General features: G+C 69.7%; 13 protein-coding genes. 9 read left to right on the plus strand and 4 right to left on the minus strand.

What is annotated here, in order from left to right; genetic code table 11:
* Positions 1–322: 322 nt before the first annotated feature.
* Positions 323–610, plus strand: coding sequence for a hypothetical protein (locus CEP50_RS10410; RefSeq protein ID WP_106113749.1), 288 nt, complete (start codon positions 323–325; stop codon positions 608–610).
* 151 nt (positions 611–761) lie between these two features.
* Positions 762–1154: a hypothetical protein gene (locus CEP50_RS10415; RefSeq protein WP_106113750.1), complete on the plus strand. Its 393-nt coding sequence runs from the start codon at positions 762–764 to the stop codon at positions 1152–1154.
* 108 nt (positions 1155–1262) lie between these two features.
* On the opposite strand, the gene CEP50_RS10420 is transcribed toward CEP50_RS10415, so the two are convergent.
* Together CEP50_RS10420 and CEP50_RS10425 are read right to left on the minus strand one after the other, a co-directional pair.
* Positions 1263–1850 carry a nitroreductase family protein gene (locus CEP50_RS10420; protein ID WP_106113751.1) on the minus strand — a complete coding sequence of 196 codons (588 nt, stop codon included), beginning with the start codon at positions 1848–1850 and terminating at the stop codon, positions 1263–1265.
* A 91-nt stretch (positions 1851–1941) separates the two neighbouring features.
* Entirely contained in the window at positions 1942–3183 is a 1242-nt protein-coding gene (locus CEP50_RS10425; protein WP_258175142.1) for a hypothetical protein, read from the minus strand.
* A gap of 278 nt (positions 3184–3461) precedes the next feature.
* On the opposite strand from CEP50_RS10425, the gene CEP50_RS10430 reads away from it, so the two are divergent.
* From CEP50_RS10430 to CEP50_RS10460, 7 genes are all read left to right on the plus strand, one after another.
* Positions 3462–4727, plus strand: coding sequence for an aspartate kinase (locus CEP50_RS10430; protein WP_106113794.1), 1266 nt, complete (start codon positions 3462–3464; stop codon positions 4725–4727).
* 1 nt (position 4728) lies between these two features.
* Positions 4729–5829, plus strand: a complete 1101-nt coding sequence (locus CEP50_RS10435; RefSeq protein WP_106113753.1) for an aspartate-semialdehyde dehydrogenase — start codon at positions 4729–4731, stop codon at positions 5827–5829.
* A gap of 91 nt (positions 5830–5920) precedes the next feature.
* Positions 5921–7414, plus strand: a complete 1494-nt coding sequence (locus CEP50_RS10440) for a gluconokinase (protein WP_106113754.1) — start codon at positions 5921–5923, stop codon at positions 7412–7414.
* A gap of 216 nt (positions 7415–7630) precedes the next feature.
* A complete protein-coding gene (locus CEP50_RS10445) occupies positions 7631–9043 on the plus strand; it encodes a GntP family permease (protein ID WP_181188323.1) in 1413 nt (470 codons plus the stop codon).
* A gap of 115 nt (positions 9044–9158) precedes the next feature.
* A complete protein-coding gene (locus CEP50_RS10450; RefSeq protein WP_106113755.1) occupies positions 9159–9614 on the plus strand; it encodes a Fur family transcriptional regulator in 456 nt (151 codons plus the stop codon).
* A gap of 37 nt (positions 9615–9651) precedes the next feature.
* A complete protein-coding gene (locus CEP50_RS10455) occupies positions 9652–11097 on the plus strand; it encodes a catalase (RefSeq protein ID WP_106113756.1) in 1446 nt (481 codons plus the stop codon).
* A 166-nt stretch (positions 11098–11263) separates the two neighbouring features.
* Positions 11264–12580 carry a glycosyltransferase family 87 protein gene (locus CEP50_RS10460; protein ID WP_106113757.1) on the plus strand — a complete coding sequence of 439 codons (1317 nt, stop codon included), beginning with the start codon at positions 11264–11266 and terminating at the stop codon, positions 12578–12580.
* Positions 12581–12602: 22 nt separating this feature from the next.
* On the opposite strand, the gene CEP50_RS10465 is transcribed toward CEP50_RS10460, so the two are convergent.
* Positions 12603–14093, minus strand: coding sequence for a dynamin family protein (locus CEP50_RS10465; RefSeq protein WP_106113758.1), 1491 nt, complete (start codon positions 14091–14093; stop codon positions 12603–12605).
* Entirely contained in the window at positions 14090–15901 is a 1812-nt protein-coding gene (locus CEP50_RS10470; protein WP_106113796.1) for a dynamin family protein, read from the minus strand. The genes CEP50_RS10465 and CEP50_RS10470 overlap by 4 nt, the downstream gene beginning before the upstream one ends.
* Between the last annotated feature and the right edge of the window lie 64 nt (positions 15902–15965).

Below are 15965 nucleotides of genomic sequence, written 5' to 3' on the forward strand. Positions count from 1 at the left end.
GGGGTGCGCAGCCTGCTCCTGACGTCCTCGTGACGGCCGGTCGTCTCCGTGGTGGGATGCTGCTCGTTCATGGTCCGGCTCGCTCCTGCTCGTGCGCGGTTGCTTTCGACTGATCGACCGGCACGTTCGACCTCCGCGACGAGGGGCCGGTCTAACTGACCCCGTCGCGGCGTCGAAGCAGGAGGCGGAAAGTCACGGCGCCAGCCTAACCGCACCCCGTGTCCGACACGCAACCGGCTGTTCCGAATGCTGGAACCTGCCTGTGGGGATTCGGTGGGTGGAGTGATCGTCCTCGCCCCGGTTCTGCGGCAGGCTGGAGGGCATGGCGTCGAACAAGACCAACTCCGGATCGGCCGTGGCCACCCTCTTCCAGGGGGTGGGGTTCCTGCTGGCCGTGCTGCTGGTGGCCCACACGGTGTTCGTGCTCTTCGACTTCCAGCCGGAGGGGCGGTTGGCGCAGTCGGTGCGGCAGGCGGCGGAACCGTTGGCGTTGTTCTTCCCCGGTCTGGTCGACGCGCCCACACCGGAGTTGCAGATCCTGCTGGACTACGGGCTGGCCGCGCTGTTCTGGATGCTGCTCGGGGGGTTGTTGGCCCGTATCTTCGGGTGAGCCCCCGCAAGGACCCGCTCGGCCGCTCGTGCGCCGGGTTCGGGTTCCGTGTGAGCCCCATCGTCCACGCTGCCGACCCGGCGTTCCGGGAGTGCGTTCGAACCCGGCTACCTGCTGGTAATCGTGGGGTGTGTCGTGGCACACTTCCGGCATGTCCGACGAGGTGGCGGGTTCGGCGCGTACGGGACGGGCCGGACGTTCCGGGGGACACCGCCTGCGTGGCGGGTTCGAGTTCGCCGTGTTCCGCGCGCGGCTGTTCGGGACACTGGCCACGATCGTGCGGTGGGTGTGCACAGTGGCCGCCGCGTTGCTGGCCGTGCACGTGCTGTTGACGGTGGCCGGAGCCAACCCGGCCAACGCCCTGGTCCGGTTCGTCGCCGACTGGGCCGAGACCCTGGCGTTCGGTTTCCGGGATCTCTTCGTCAAACCACGGGCGCCGAAGTTGCAGGTGTTGCTCAACCACGGCTCGGCCGCCGTGTGCTGGCTGCTGGTCTCCGCGGTGGCCGGTCGCCTGCTGCGCCTGTTCGGGGGTCGCGCCGGATGAGCGCTCCCCGCCGCGCCCGGCGTGCTCGGCGGGAAGTCGTCCGAGCGGAGGTCCGCCCCCGCTGACCCGGCGGGGCCACGGGGACGGTTCCTTCGGTCCTCGTCGGACTCAGAAGGCGGAGCTGTTCCAGCCCTCGCCGAACACGAGTTCCTCCAGGGCCACGCGTTGCCGCGGGGCGTTCTCCTTCTCCCGCAGACGCTCGGGCAGCTCGTCGCCGTCCCCCTGGGCTCCGACGGCGATCACCACCAGCGGTTCGTAGTCTGCGGGGATGCCGAAGGCCTGTCGGGCCGCGTCCCGGTCGAAACCGGCCATCTGGTGGGCGACCAGCCCTTCGGCCACTGCCTGCAGGACGAGGTTCTCCACGGCCAGCCCCAGGCCGTACTCCCCGTAGGGGAAGGGCTCGCCCTCCTCGTCGAGTTTCCGGGCCACGCCGAGCACGAGGGCTCCGGCGTTGCCCGCCCAACCGTGGTTGCCCCGGGAGAGCGTGGCGTGCAGCTTGTCGAAGGTGGTCTCGCCGCGGCGGCCCGCCACGAAACGCGCGGGTTGGGTGTTGCCCCAGGAGGGGGCCCAGCGCGCGGCTTCGAACAGTGCCGTGAACTGCTTGTCGGTCACCGCCGGGTCGGGGCTCAGTGCTCGCGGGCTCCAGCGTTCGGCGAGCAGGGGGTGCAGCGGTACGGAGGAGTCAGCCGGTTTCACAGTTCCTCCAGGGTCGTCGCATCGTGGGGACTTCGGTCGTCCTCGCTGTCCGACTGAACCTTCCGGCGTGGGTGGTCGTCGGCAGTGCGCCTCAGATCGCGTACGGCCACACGGCCAGCGCGTAGGCGCTGAACCACGAGCCGAAACAGACGAACAGCGTGGTCGAGACTATCGCCGTGAGCCCGCCCCGTCGGGCGAGACCGAGCGCGGGCGGAAGCAGCAGCGGGAAGGCGGGCAGCATCAGGCGCACCTTGGAGAACATCAGTCCGTCCGAACCGAGGGCGAGGGCCAGCACCAGGGCCGCGAACATCACGAGCGGCCACGGCAGCCTCCCGTGCAGACACAGCACCAACAGCACCACGGCGCACAGCACCAGCCAGGCCGTCAGGGTCACGAAGGTGTCCTTGTCGGTGGTCAGCGTTTCGAGCACGAACCGCGCCGTGCTGACTCCCCCGTCGAAGGAGGAGGACCAGCCGCGCTGCTGGATCTCGAAGTAACCGTCCGGTTGGCCGGTGCGGACGGCCACCCACCCGAGGTAGGCGAGGGTGCCGAGGGGGGCGAGCAGGCAGGCCGCCCAGGGGCCTCGTCCGGATCGTCCCCGCGCGAGCGCCACCACGGCGGCCGTGACCACCACGGCGATCAGCACCACCCCGGTGGGGCGGATCAGCCCGGCGGCCAGGCAGCACAGCCCCGCCCGCGACCAGCGGTTCTCCAGCACACCGACCAGTGCCCACACGGACAGGGCGCAGAACAGCGCCTCGGTGTAGGGCATGACCAGCACGACCGACATCGGCGCCGCCGAGAACAGCACCACCAGCACCAGACCGACGCGTCGTGATCCGGTGACCAGTCGGGCCAGCCGGACCAACCCGTAGGCGCAGACCAGACCGGCGGCCAGGTTCACCAGCAGGGCTGCCCGCGGCGGGTCCAGCCCCGGCAGTAGCGCCACCGCACGGATCGCCAGCGGGAGGCCGGGGAAGAAGGCCATCGCCGTCCCCTGGTGGTGGTGGCCGTGTCCGTCCAACATCGTGGGAGAGACGCCGTCGTAGCCGTTGGCGGCGATCTGGAGGTACCAGTCGGAGTCCCACGAGAACAGGACGGGCGGAAACTGCTTGCCCTGGCTCGCGCAGAGGGCCGCCAACACCAGAATTCCCAGCATGTGGACGGTGAGATACAGCACCGCGGGAACCGGGTCGAGTCCGCGACGCCGGACGGTCGCCGTCGCCTCCCGCCGTCGGGGAAGGTGGGGTCCCACCAGGGCTGTCCGCTGGTCACCGGGGGTTTCTCCGGAAGTGGACGGCGTGGGGCCGAGCGTTTCTCCCGTCGCGGACAACCGTGGACCCTTCCCTCGTCGGTGGTGAACGGCCGTGCCTGACACGCGGAAACCAGGCTAGCCACGGCAAACGGGTGTCCCCTCCGGTGGTGTTCGTTCGGTAGGCTGGGCTGACAGCGGAGCGGCCCGGCGGAAGTGCTCGGTCGCCCGGCCGCGGAGTTCGTCGGCGCGTTCGTCGTTCGCGGGGTGTGTCGGGCCGGCGGCTTCCGTCATCCCGGTGTCAGTGTGGGGCGTCCCGCACGCGGGAGATCCGCGCGGCGCGAGGAGGTTTGTTCCAGGTGGCGCTCGTCGTCCAGAAATACGGTGGTTCCTCGCTCGAGAGTGCCGATCGAATCAAACGGGTCGCCGAGCGCATCGTCGAGACCCGGAAGGCGGGCAACGACGTCGTGGTGGTGTGCTCGGCCATGGGCGACACCACCGACGAGCTGCTGGACATGGCCAGGCAGGTCAATCCGGACCCGCCCGAGCGCGAACTCGACATGCTGCTGACGGCGGGCGAGCGGATATCCAACGCGCTCGTGGCGATGGCGATCGAGTCCCTCGGCGAGCAGGCCAGGTCGTTCTCCGGTTCCCAGGCCGGGGTGATCACCACCTCGGCGCACCAGAACGCGCGGATCATGGACGTGACTCCGGGCAGGGTCCGCGAGGCCCTGGACGAGGGGTGCGTGGTGATGGTCGCCGGGTTCCAGGGGGTCAGCCAGGACAGCAAGGACGTCACGACCCTCGGGCGCGGCGGTTCGGACACCACGGCCGTGGCGGTGGCAGCCGCGATGAACGCGGACGTCTGCGAGATCTACACCGACGTCGACGGGGTGTACACGGCGGACCCGCGCATCGCCACCGACGCCCGGCACCTCGACCGCATCACCTACGAGGAGATGCTCGAACTGGCCGCCACCGGGGCCAAGGTGCTGCACCTGCGCGCCGTGGAGTACGCGCGTCGGTACGCGGTGCCCCTGCACGTCCGTTCTTCGTACTCATCCAACCCTGGCACGATCGTGTCCGGCTCAGTGGAGGACCTTTCCGTGGAACAGGCCATGATTACCGGCGTGGCGCACGACCGGTCGGAAGCCAAGGTCACCGTGCGCGGCGTTCCGGACAGCAGAGGGGTGGCCGGCAGGATCTTCCGTGCCGTCGCCGATGCCGAGATCGACATCGACATGGTGCTGCAGAACGTCTCCGGGGTCGCCTCCGGGCGCACCGACCTGACGTTCACCGTGGCCAAGAGCAACGGCGCCAAGGCGGTGGCCGAGCTGGAGAAGGTCCGGGGCGAGGTCGGCTTCGAGGAGGTCGTCTACGACGACGACGTGGGCAAGGTGTCCCTGGTGGGCGCGGGAATGCGGTCGCACCCGGGAGTGACCGCCGTGTTCTGCGAGGCCCTGTCCGAGGCCGGGGTGAACATCGAGATCATCAACACCTCCGAGATCCGGATCTCGGTTCTGGTGCGGGAGGCCCAGCTGGAGGACGCGGTCGCGGCGCTGCATTCCGCGTTCGAACTCGGCGGGGAGGAAGAGGCCGTGGTCTACGCGGGGAGTGGTCGCTGACATGGGTGCGGGACAGTCGGACGGTCGGCCCACCGTCGCCGTCGTCGGAGCCACCGGCGCGGTGGGGTCGGTCATGATCGAGATCATGAACGCGCGGGAGTCCGTGCCGTGGGGCGAGATCAGGCTCATCGCCTCCCCACGCTCGGCGGGCCGCACGATCACGGTGCGCGGGGTCGAGCACACGGTTCGGGCGCTGTCGCCGGAGGCCTTCGACGACGTCGACATCGCCATGTTCGACGTGCCGGACGAGCTCTCCGCCGAGTGGGCCCCGGTGGCGGTCGAACGGGGCGCCACGGTGGTGGACAACTCCGGGGCGTTCCGGATGGACCCACAGGTTCCGCTGGTGGTGCCCGAGGTCAACGGCAGCCGGGTCACCCGGCGTCCGAAGGGGATCATCGCCAATCCCAACTGCACCACGTTGTCCATGATGGCCGCGCTCGGCCGGCTCCACGAGGAGTTCGGCCTGCGCGAGCTGGTGGTCTCCTCCTACCAGGCCGCCTCGGGCTCCGGCCAGGAGGGCGTCGACAGGCTGCGCGCCGAGATCGAGGCTGTCGCGGGCAAGCAGGTCGGGGACCGGGCCGGGGACGTGGCCGAGGCGCTGGCCGCCGCCGGACTGCCCGAGCAGTCCCCGTTCAGGGCCCCGCTGGCGTTGAACGCCGTGCCGTGGTGCGGCTCCCGCAAGGAGGACGGCTGGACCTCCGAGGAGCTGAAGGTGCGCAACGAGTCGCGCAAGATCCTGGATCTGCCGGAGCTGAAGGTCTCGGCCACCTGCGTGCGCGTTCCCGTGGTGACCACACACGCCCTGGCGGTGCACGCGACGTTCGGGCGCGAGGTCAGCGTGGAGCAGGCGCGCCGTTCCTTCGAGCAGGCCCCGTCGATCGTGCTGCGGGACGACCCGGACGCCCCGGAGGGACCGGACTTCCCGACCCCGGCCGACGTGGTCGGTGCCGAGCCCACCTATGTGGGGAGACTCCGACAGGCGATGGACTTCCCCAACACCCTGGACTTCTTCGTCTGCGGGGACAACCTGCGCAAGGGCGCCGCGCTGAACACCTACGAGATCGCCGAGACCCTGGTCAGCCACTCCTCCGTGGGTGAGTAGTCCCCTCCGCGCACCGCCCGTTCCTCCTCCGAGGGGTGGCGTGCGTCTCGTCCACCGGGAGGAGTTCCCGTGGGCTGGATAGGTTGGGGACATGAGCGTATCCGCAACCCAGGAGGTCCTGCTCGGGCTCGATATCGGATCGACGGCCACCAAGGTGGTGGCCGCCGACCGGCACGGGACGGTGCTGCACCTGGTCGAACGCGAGAACGGGATGCGCACCACGGAGCCGGGGGAGGCCGTCCAGGACGCCGAGGCGGTACGTGAGGCCGCGCTGGCCGCGCTGGCCGAGTGCGCGGACCGCGTGCGGCGGTCCGGTTGTTCCGTGCGGGCGTTGTCGTTCAGCACCGCCATGCACTCGCTGGTCGGACTGGACGAGCGGGGCGTTCCGGTCACGCCAGCCTTCCACCTCTCCGACAGCCGCTGCGCCGAGGTGGCGCGGAAACTGCGCGGGGACCGCCAGGGCGCGGCGGCCTTGCACCGGGCGACCGGAACGCCGGTGCATCCGCAGTCGGTGATGGTCAAGCTCGCCTGGCTGGGCGAGCAGCGTCCCGAGCTCGCCTCCGGGGTGGTCCGATGGTGTGCCCTGAAGGACGTGGTGTTCACGGCGTTGACCGGCGAGTTCGTCACGGACCAGTCGTTGGCCTCGGGCAGCGGTCTGCAACGCATGTCCACCTTGGACTGGGATGAGGAGGCCCTGGCGGTCGCCGGGGTGAGCCGGGATCGGCTGCCCACGGTCAGGGCGCCCACCGACACGCTGCCGTTGACGCCGGAGGCCGCCCGGAGGACGGGGCTGCCGGCGGGACTGCCGGTGGTGCTCGGTGCCGGGGACGGCCCGCTGGGCAACCTCGGGGTCGGCGCGGTGAGCACCGGGGTGGCCGGACTCTCCCTCGGCACCAGCGGTGCGTTGCGTGTGATGCGGGAGCAGCCCGGGGTGGACGAGCGTTGCCGCACCTTCTGCTACTACCTGGCCGAAGGACTGTGGGTCTCCGGCGGAGCGGTGAGCAACGGCGCCGTCGTCGGGCAGTGGGCGGCCGAGACCTTCGGCGTGGAGCTGGGGGAGCTGATGGACGAGGCGCTGCGGGTGCCCACGGGGGCTCGGGGACTGGTCGCGTTGCCCTACCTGATGGGGGAACGCGCTCCCTGGTGGGAGCCCGGGCTGACCGGTTCGCTGGTCGGGTTGCGTCGGGTGCACGGCCGGGCCGAGATAACCCGGGCGCTGGTGGAGGGGGTGGCCCAGCAGCTCGCTCTGGTGCGGGACGCCGTGGTCGACACCGGCGCGGAGGTGCGCGCGGTGCGGGCCACGGGTGGTGGTTTCCGCAGCCGGGTGTGGGCCGAGGTCATCGCCGCCGCCCTCGGGAAGGAACTGGAACTGGCGGAGAACAGCGGAGGTTCGGCCCTGGGAGCGGTGTTCCTCGGTTGGCGGGCCCTGGGGGAGCTGGAGTCCCTGGAGGAGACGGTCGATCTGGTGCACCCGAGCCGCACGGTGCCCGCCGATCCGGAGGCGGTCCGGTTGTTGCGGGAGCAGCGCGGTGGGATCGAGCGGTTGCACGAGGCGGTGCGGGACCTGGTTCCCGGTGCCGAGTGAGCCCGCTCGTGCGCCGTGGTCCTCGGTTCGTCCCGGGCCCGTGACCACGGACCGCTACCAACTGGTGGAGCGCCGTGTCAACGGAGTGAACGGCGTCGAAAAAAAGTATGACTGAAGCGATCCAGAGCCCTGGCGAGGTGTAGGCACGCCTTGTGAGGATCTGCCCTGTTCGGCATCCGTTCGGGTGATGCCCGGTGGTGACAAAGGGGCAGATTCGTGCAAGGAGCGCTCGCCGCGGCCGAGCAGGCCGCCAACGACTCCGCGTGGGGGGCGACGGGCACCCTGGCAGTGGCCGCGGGGTCCGTCGCGGTGCTGCTGGTGCTGGTGGTCTTCGTCAAGCTCCAGCCGATGATCGCGCTGTTGGCGGTCAGCCTGGCGACGGCCCTGGTGCTGGGCATCCCGCTCGACCGGGTGATGGACACCCTCAACGAGGGGCTCGGTGGGACCCTCGCCGAAGTCGCACTGATCGTCGGTTTCGGTGCCATGTTGGGCAGGATGCTGGAGATCTCCGGCGGCGCCGCCGTGCTGGCCGACTCGTTGGTGCGTCGTTTCGGGGAACGCCGTGCGCCGCTCGCCCTCGGAGTGGCGGGGCTGTTGTTCGGCTTCCCGATCTTCCTGGACGCGGGAGTGATCATCTTCCTGCCGATCGTGTTCACGGTGGCCCGCAGACTCGGCGGTTCGGTCCTGCGTTACGCGCTGCCCGTGGCCGGAGCCTTCGCCGTCATGCACGCCTTCGTCCCCCCGCACCCGGGGCCGGTGTCCGCGGCCGGGCTCATCGGGGCGAACACGGGGTTGTTGCTGCTGGTCGGCCTGGTGGTGGGAATCCCGACCTGGTTCGTGGCGGCCTACGGCTTCGGTCTGTGGAGCGGTGCGCGCAACTTCCTGGAGGTTCCCGACAACTCCACCGCCACCGGAGAGGGGACCGCTCCGGAGGGGCGTGCGCCGGGCACGGGTTCGGTGCTCGGGCTGCTGTTGCTGCCGTTGCTGCTGATCTTCATGAACACCGGGCTGAGCGCGTTGGCCGAGGAGGGTGTGGTCGACTCCGAGGCGCGGGCGGTGCAGGTGGCCATGCTCGTCGGACAGAGTCCGATCGCCTTGGCCGTGGCCGTGCTGGTCTCCTCGGTGGCCCTGGGGCTGCGGCGCGGGATGACGGGTGAGCAGATCGAGCGGGAGCTCACCTCCAGCCTGAGCACCATCGCCGCGGTCATCCTGATCACCGGCGCCGGTGGCATGTTCGGGGCGGTGCTCGCCGAGGCCGGGGTCGGCAGGGCGCTGGCCGCCGCGCTCAACGGTGCGGGAATCCCGATCATCGTGGCGGCCTTCCTGATCGCCGTCGTGATGCGCGTGGCGCAGGGCTCGGCGACCGTGGCGCTGACCACGGCTGCCGGTTTCATCGCCCCCGCGGTGTCGGCGGCCTCCGGGCTGTCGGCGGTCGACCTCTGCCTGATCGTCATCGCGATCGCCTCGGGGTCGACGGTGCTCTCGCACGTCAACGACTCGGGATTCTGGTTGATCGGCCGGTTGCTGGGCATGGACGTGCCCACCACCCTCCGGACCTGGACGGTGATGGAGACGTTGATCGGCGTGGTCGGTTTCCTCATCTCGTGGGGGCTCTACCTCGTGCTGTGAGCCCGCCGACGGTCCGCCGCGAGGTCCGTCGGGGGATTCCTCGTCACACGTGTCGGGGAAGACCGGCGTGTTTTCTTGACTTATTCCAATCTGTGCGTGGCATACTGTCCGTGTTATGGCATCCAGGACGACATCCGGCGGTCAGGTCGCGGAAGGCGGCACGCGGGAACGGCTGCGCGCGGTGGGGCTCCGGGCCACCGCCCCCCGCGTGGCCGTGCTCGACTGGCTGTCGAGCAATCCGCACTCGACCGCCGAGCAGGTGGCTGGTGCCGTACGGAGGGACATCGGCTCGGTGTCCACCCAAGCCGTCTACGACGTGCTGCACGCGTGCACCGCGGCCGGGTTGTTACGCAGGATCGAACCCGCCGGTCATCCGGCCCGGTTCGAGTCCCGTACGGCGGACAACCACCACCACCTGGTGTGTCGCGACTGCGGACGGACCGAGGACGTGGACTGTGTCCACGGTTCGGCACCGTGCCTGACTCCTTCGACCACGGCAGGATACTCCGTGGACGAAGCCGAGATCGTTTTTTGGGGATACTGCCCCGACTGTAGGTCCGCCGAACAGTGATCGACGGACATCTCAACCACCACGAGGAGGGACGATCGTGAGTTCGCCACGGCCCACGACGACCAACGCCGGCATCCCGGTGGCCAGCGACGACCACTCGCTGACCGCGGGAAGCAACGGTCCGATCCTGCTGCAGGACCACTACCTGATCGAGAAGAACGCACAGTTCAACCGCGAGCGGGTGCCCGAACGCGTGGTGCACGCCAAGGGCGGTGGCGCTTTCGGCTTCTTCGAGACCACCGAGGACGTCAGCCAGTACACCAAGGCCGCGCTGTTCCAGCCCGGCGCCAAGACCGAGGCGCTGATCCGCTTCTCCTCGGTCGCCGGTGAGCTGGGTTCCCCCGACACCTGGCGCGACCCGCGCGGCACGGCCATCAAGTTCTACACCTCCGAGGGCAACTACGACCTCGTCGGTAACAACACCCCGGTGTTCTTCATCCGGGACGCGATCAAGTTCCCCGACTTCATCCGTTCCCAGAAGCGCCGGGCGGACAACCACCTGCGGGACCACGACATGCAGTGGGACTTCTGGACCCACTGCCCCGAGTCGGCCCACCAGGTGACCTGGCTGATGGGTGACCGGGGTATCCCGAAGACCTGGCGGAACATGAACCTCTACGGTTCGCACACCTTCATGTGGGAAAACGCCAAGGGCGAGAAGTTCTGGGTGAAGTACCACTTCAAGACCGACCAGGGCCACGACTTCCTCACCCAGGAGGAGGCCGACCGGCTGGCCGGTGAGGACAGCGACGCCCACATCCGTGACCTGTGGACGAGCATCAAGTCCGGCAACAACCCGAGCTGGACGCTGTACGTGCAGGTCATGCCGATCGAGGAGGCCCCGGACTACCGGTTCAACCCGTTCGACCTGACCAAGGTGTGGCCGCACGGCGACTACCCGCTGATCAAGGTCGGCCGGTTCGTGCTGAACCGCAACCCGGAGAACTACTTCGCCCAGATCGAGCAGGCCGCCTTCGAGCCGTCCAACATGGTTCCCGGCATCGGCCCGTCGCCGGACAAGATGCTGCAGGGCAGGCTGTTCTCCTACCCGGACGCCCACCGCTACCGCATCGGTCCGAACTACATGGACCTGCCGGTCAACCGGCCCACCGCCCAGGTGAACTCCTACGCCAAGGACGGCCCGATGCGCTACAGCTACGGGCAGGACCCGGTGTACGCGCCGAACTCCTACGGCGGCCCGCACGCCGACACCACCCAGGGCACCGAGCACTCCCCGCAGGGCATCGAGGAGGAGGTCGTCCGCTCGGCCTACCAGCTGCACGCCGAGGACGACGACTTCGGACAGGCCGGAACCCTGGTCCGCGAGGTCTTCAGCGACGAGGAGCGGCAGCGCTTCGTGAACAACGTCGCCGGGCACCTCTCCAAGGGCGTCAGCCAGCCCATCCTGGAGCGTGCGCTGCAGTACTGGCGCAACGTGGACAAGGACACCGGCGACAAGATCGCCGAGAAGGTTCAGAACTGAGCCTTGCCCGGTGCGGCCACTTGGTGGCCGCGGGCTGACTGTGGTTCCCACCACTGACCGGGTCCGACGGTGCCCCACCGTCGGACCCGGTTTTTTCGTCCCGAAGATCGTGTCGAATTCGTGATGTTGTCGTAGTCTTTCGTTATCTTCGGTAGAGTAGCGCCGGATGAGGGAAGAGCTCGCTGATCCCGGCAGTCCCACGGTGTCCCGGACCACCGGCGGGATCGGCGCGAGATCCCCGCTCATCCGAACTCGGGGTGTCCGCCCCCTCCTGTGGCTGCTCGTACTGCTGATCTCCCTCGCGCTGGTACGGCAGCTGTGGACGGCGGTCGCGACCCAGGAGGTCTGGTCGGACCACGAGGTCTACCGCAGGGCGGTCTCCGCCTGGTTGAACGGGGACAGCGTGCTGCCCGCCGAAGGGCCCCTGACGAACCGGGAAGAGCTGCCGTGGGTGTACCCACCCTTCGCGTTGCTCCCGCTCGCCCCCCTGGCCGTGCTGCCGCTCACGGTGGACATCACCGTGCTGTACCTGCTGAACGTGGTGGCCCTGACCGGAACCTGTTGGTTGCTGCTGCGGCGTAGCCTGCCCCTCGACCGGCTGACCTGCCTGGTGCTCGCACTCCTCGCCGTGCAGGCGAGCGTGGTGCTCGTCCCCGTCTCCGGCTGTTTCGCCCAGGGGCAGATCAACATTCTGCTCATGGGGGCCGTGGTCGCCGACTGCCTGACGCGTTCCCCACGGTGGCCCCGGGGAACGCTGATCGGTCTGGCCGCGGCGGTCAAGATCGTTCCCGCCCTGTTCGCCCTGCTGTTCCTGGTGCGCCGCGATCTCCGCTCCTTCGGGGTGGCCGCGGGTACCGCCGTGGCCGCCACCCTCGTGGGTTTCCTGGTCGCCTTCCCCGACTCGGTGGCGTACTGGTTCACCGAGGGACCGGCGGCCTCCGCCTTCGGCTCCCCGTTGCGGGGAAACCAGAGCGTGCTGGCGGTGCTGAACCGCACCGACCTCCCCCAGGTGGCGCAGACGGGGCTCTGGCTGGTGGCGTGCGCGGTGCTCGGGGCGATGGCCCTGTACTGCGTGCACCACTCCACCGACGCCGCGGCGGTGGTCGTGCTCGGACTGACCATGCTGCTGCTCTCGCCGACCTCCTGGAGCAACCACTGGGTGTGGATCCTCCCGGCGATCGTGCTCACGGGTAGCTACTTCCTCGGGGGCCACGGACTCCGGTGGCTGCTGCCGGCCGGGTGCGCGGCGCTGGTCACGCATTCGGTGACGTTGCTGGACCTGCCGTTGGACCACGCGGCCATGACGAACCTGACGCCGGCCGACCAGCTGCGCGCGGCCTCCTACGTGCTGCTCGGCGTGGGGCTGTTGCTGGTGTTCGCGCTGGACGCGACACGACGTTCCCGGAGCCGGGACACGACACCCACCTCCGGGGGCGGAGGGGAGGCGGAACTTCCCGGCACCGCCGTCCCGGCAGGACGGTGAGGACCCGCACGGCCGGCGACGCTCATCCGCCGCCGGTCAGGGTGAGCAGCAGCCGTTCACACCTGCGCTGGACGGTCCGCGCGGCCTGCCGGTGCGCACGGTCGAAGAGCGGGTCGGCCGCCAACGCGCGCCAGCGCCGGGCGAGGGCACCGGCACGTTCGACCAGCTCCCGGGGCTGGGCCTGGGGCGGTGCTCCCAGCCGGACACCAGGGTGGGGACCGCGCGCGCCCAGCACCTGTTCGGCCTCCTGGCGCAGCGGGTGCGGCAGCCGTAGCTGCCCCGACCACAGCCCGGACAGCACCCGCAGCTCGTCCCACTCGTGGGCGTTGGCCAGCAGCCGGTCCAACTCCCCCCGCAGCTGCCTGCTGCCCGGACGGGGATGGGCCCGCAACACCATGTCCACGGCCATCAGCACCGAGCGGGCCCGCAACGCCTCCTGCCGTTCCACGAACTGCAGGTGCACCGCCTCCTGCAGCACGCCGATGCGACTCTCCTCCAGCAGCGCGTCCCGCAGCCTGGTGGGTTCGCCGACCCCCTGGGCGAGCAGGTCCAGGGCGCGCCGCAGCCCGAACAGACCGAGCTCGTTCAGCAGGGTCTGTCTGGTGCCGGCGTCCACGCCCTCCGGTTCGGTGGCCTTGGTGAACCTCTCGGCCGAGAGCAGCTGGTCCTCGATCCGTGTTCCGTCGAGCGCGGCCAGCGCGCGCAGCGCCTCGAAACGCTGTCGGTCCAGGGTGCTCGCCCCCTGCGCGCACAGCCCCGCGACGGGGATGACGTGTTGGGTGAAGGAGCGGATCTTGGGGTCCTCCAGGTGGCGCGCCGCCCTCCGCTCGGCGGTCTCCAGGGCGTCCTCGTCCCCGGCGGCCACCTCGTCAGCCCGGGACAGCGCGAGCACCGTGTTGATCGGGGCCCGTCGCGCGACGCGCAGCTCGTGCACCGAGTGCAGGAACTGCACGTCCGTCTGCTGGGGCTGGCGCGTCAGGTAGAGCACCGCGTCGGCCTCGGACAGAATCTGCGCCAGCGCCGACCTGCCGGTCTCCTGCACCGCCGTGGACGCCACCCCCGGCGTCTCGATGAGCGTGATCGCCTGGAGACCGGGCGAGGGGGTCTCGATCACCAGCCGGGCGACCTCGTCCGGTCGCCAGCGTTGCAGGTCGCGGATGGTAGCCGGGTCCAGCTTGCCCCGCGAGACGTGCTGCTGGGTCCCGTGCGGGGTGTGCACCGTGATCCGGGGTTCGTCCCCGTAGCGGAACACGGTGTTGACCTGGGTGCGCTCCTCGGTGTCGCTGGGGGCGATCTCGGTGCCGACCAGCGCGTTGACCAGGGTGGACTTGCCCGACTTCACCCTTCCGGTCACGGCCATGCGTAGCGGTTCGGAGAGCCGTTCCAGGCGGGTGCGCAACCAGCCGGCGGTACGGGGGTCGTCGCGGTAGAAGGTCATCGTACGGAGCAGCAGCGCCCTGGCCTGCCCCAGCAGGCCCGCAGGCGGTGGCTCGGCGTCACTCGGTGCGTTCATGCGGCTGTGATGCGGTTGGAGGTCAACGTGGCGGCCTTCTTGCGCAGCGCGTTGAGTTCCTCGAGCTTCTTCTTGATCTCCCTGGCGCGGGCGTCCCGGTCCACGGCGCTCTGCTCGGCCGAGCGCTTGGTGTCCTGGATGGACCGGCTGATGCTGATCTGGGCCTGTTCGGTGATGCGGTTGCAGTGGTCGTGCAGCGTCTGGTGCATGTGGCGGATGGCGTCCCTGGCCTCCTTGTTGACCTGGAAGACCACGTGTTCGACATAGCGCTGCACGGAGGTGCGGGCCTCGGCCTGCCTGCGTTTCAGCCGGGCGTCCTTCTCCTCGTTCAGGCTCTTGCTGCCCAGCAGCAGCCCCGCCGAGATGGAGACCACGTTCATCAACGGCAGCCCCGCCATGCTCGTCATCAGCCCGAACATCAGCACGCCGCCGTAGGAGCCGCGCAGCCCGGTCAGGAACTGGTCCTTGCGCGGGTAGTCGGCGTTCTTCGGGGGTTTGGGGTCGGGAACCCGGGGCAGCGGGTCGGGCACGGGGATGGGGTCGCTGGCGGGCAGGGTGCGCACGTGCTCGCGCAGCAGTTCGTCGCAGACCTGCTCGGTGATCCGTTCCCGGCGCCGGTCGAGCCACTCGAAGGTCTCCGCGATCGCCCGGGAGAGGTTCTGCCGCAGCCAGTCCTCGAAGTCCTCCCAGGTGGTGCCGGGGTCCACCTCGTCCAGCGTCTCGTTGGCCCGGTGCAGCACGGCCCAGCTGCGTTCCCGGAAGTCGTACTCGATGTCGGAGTACAACTCCTGGACGGCGTCGGAGAGCGTCTTCTGCCAGCGCCCGGAGAGTCGTTTCAGGTCCTCGGCGCGGCGTTGGGCCGCCTCCAGTTCGAGCAGGGTCTCGGTGGCCGTGCGCGGGCTCTGGTTGTTCAGCTCCTCGCGCAGGGAGGTGGTGATCCGGTCGATGGCCTCGGTGACGTTGTGGGCCACCAGCCTGCGGGTGAGTTGTTCGTGCGCGCTGGCCATCTCCTTGCGGAGGTAGTCCAGCAGTGGGGGAAAGCCCGACTCGGTGTTGAGCTCCTGGCTCTTCTCCCGCATGGCCCGGGCCCGGATCCGGGAGGAGACGGGGAAGATCTTGCCCGCCACACCCGCGTTGGCCATGTGTTTGCGGTTGATCTCGACGATGCGTCGCCAGTCCGGGACGAAGTCGATCTTGGGTTGGACCAGCGCGACGTTCGGGCACATCGAGGTGACCCGGCGCAGGAAGTTCAGCTCGTTGGTGGTCAGTTCCTGGGTGGCGTCGGAGACCATGAGCAGGGCGTCGGCCTCGGCCACGGCTTCCTCGGTGACGGCACCCAGGGAGCTGACCACGCCGCCGACGGCGGGGGTGTCCATGAGGGCCAGTCCGTTCTCCAGCAGCGCACGAGGCAGTCCCACCTCGGCGCGGCTGAGGGGCCGCCCCTGCCGCAGCGCGTCGTCCAGCTCCTCGTGCAGGCGCTCGATCGGCACGGGCCAGCGGTCCCCGCCCACGGCACTCTGGGGGGTCTCCTGGCCGACGAGCTGTGCCGAGGGCTCGGAGGAGTGTCGTACGACAGTGGGAACCGTGGTGCTCACGTGCTCGCCCGTGGCGCAGACCGGCGCGTTGACGAGCGAGTTGACGAGCTCGCTCTTGCCCTGTTCGGGCTCGCCGACGACGAGGACGAGCTGGGCCGGATCGAGTACTCTGCTGCGGATCTGGCGCAACCGGTTGCTCAGGTCCGTCCGTTGTGCCTCGACGCACTCGGCCTCCGCGCGGTCGATGAGTTCCACGAGTGCCGTTTCGATCACGGTGGGATTGTGCACGGCTACACGATCGGAGGAAAAATCGGACAGGGTCGGACACGGAGAGTCC

This window comes from Actinopolyspora mortivallis, assembly GCF_003001495.1.
Lineage (GTDB): Bacteria > Actinomycetota > Actinomycetes > Mycobacteriales > Pseudonocardiaceae > Actinopolyspora > Actinopolyspora mortivallis_A.

Excerpts from the sequence above, each read along its gene's own strand:
- CEP50_RS10465 (WP_106113758.1), bottom strand. The coding sequence starts at position 14,093 with ATGAACGCACCGAGTGACGCCGAGCCACCGCCTGCGGGCCTGCTGGGG.
- CEP50_RS10460 (WP_106113757.1), top strand. The coding sequence starts at position 11,264 with ATGAGGGAAGAGCTCGCTGATCCCGGCAGTCCCACGGTGTCCCGGACC.
- CEP50_RS10435 (WP_106113753.1), top strand. The coding sequence starts at position 4,729 with ATGGGTGCGGGACAGTCGGACGGTCGGCCCACCGTCGCCGTCGTCGGA.
- CEP50_RS10410 (WP_106113749.1), top strand. The coding sequence starts at position 323 with ATGGCGTCGAACAAGACCAACTCCGGATCGGCCGTGGCCACCCTCTTC.
- CEP50_RS10450 (WP_106113755.1), top strand. The coding sequence starts at position 9,159 with ATGGCATCCAGGACGACATCCGGCGGTCAGGTCGCGGAAGGCGGCACG.
- CEP50_RS10440 (WP_106113754.1), top strand. The coding sequence starts at position 5,921 with ATGAGCGTATCCGCAACCCAGGAGGTCCTGCTCGGGCTCGATATCGGA.
- CEP50_RS10415 (WP_106113750.1), top strand. The coding sequence starts at position 762 with ATGTCCGACGAGGTGGCGGGTTCGGCGCGTACGGGACGGGCCGGACGT.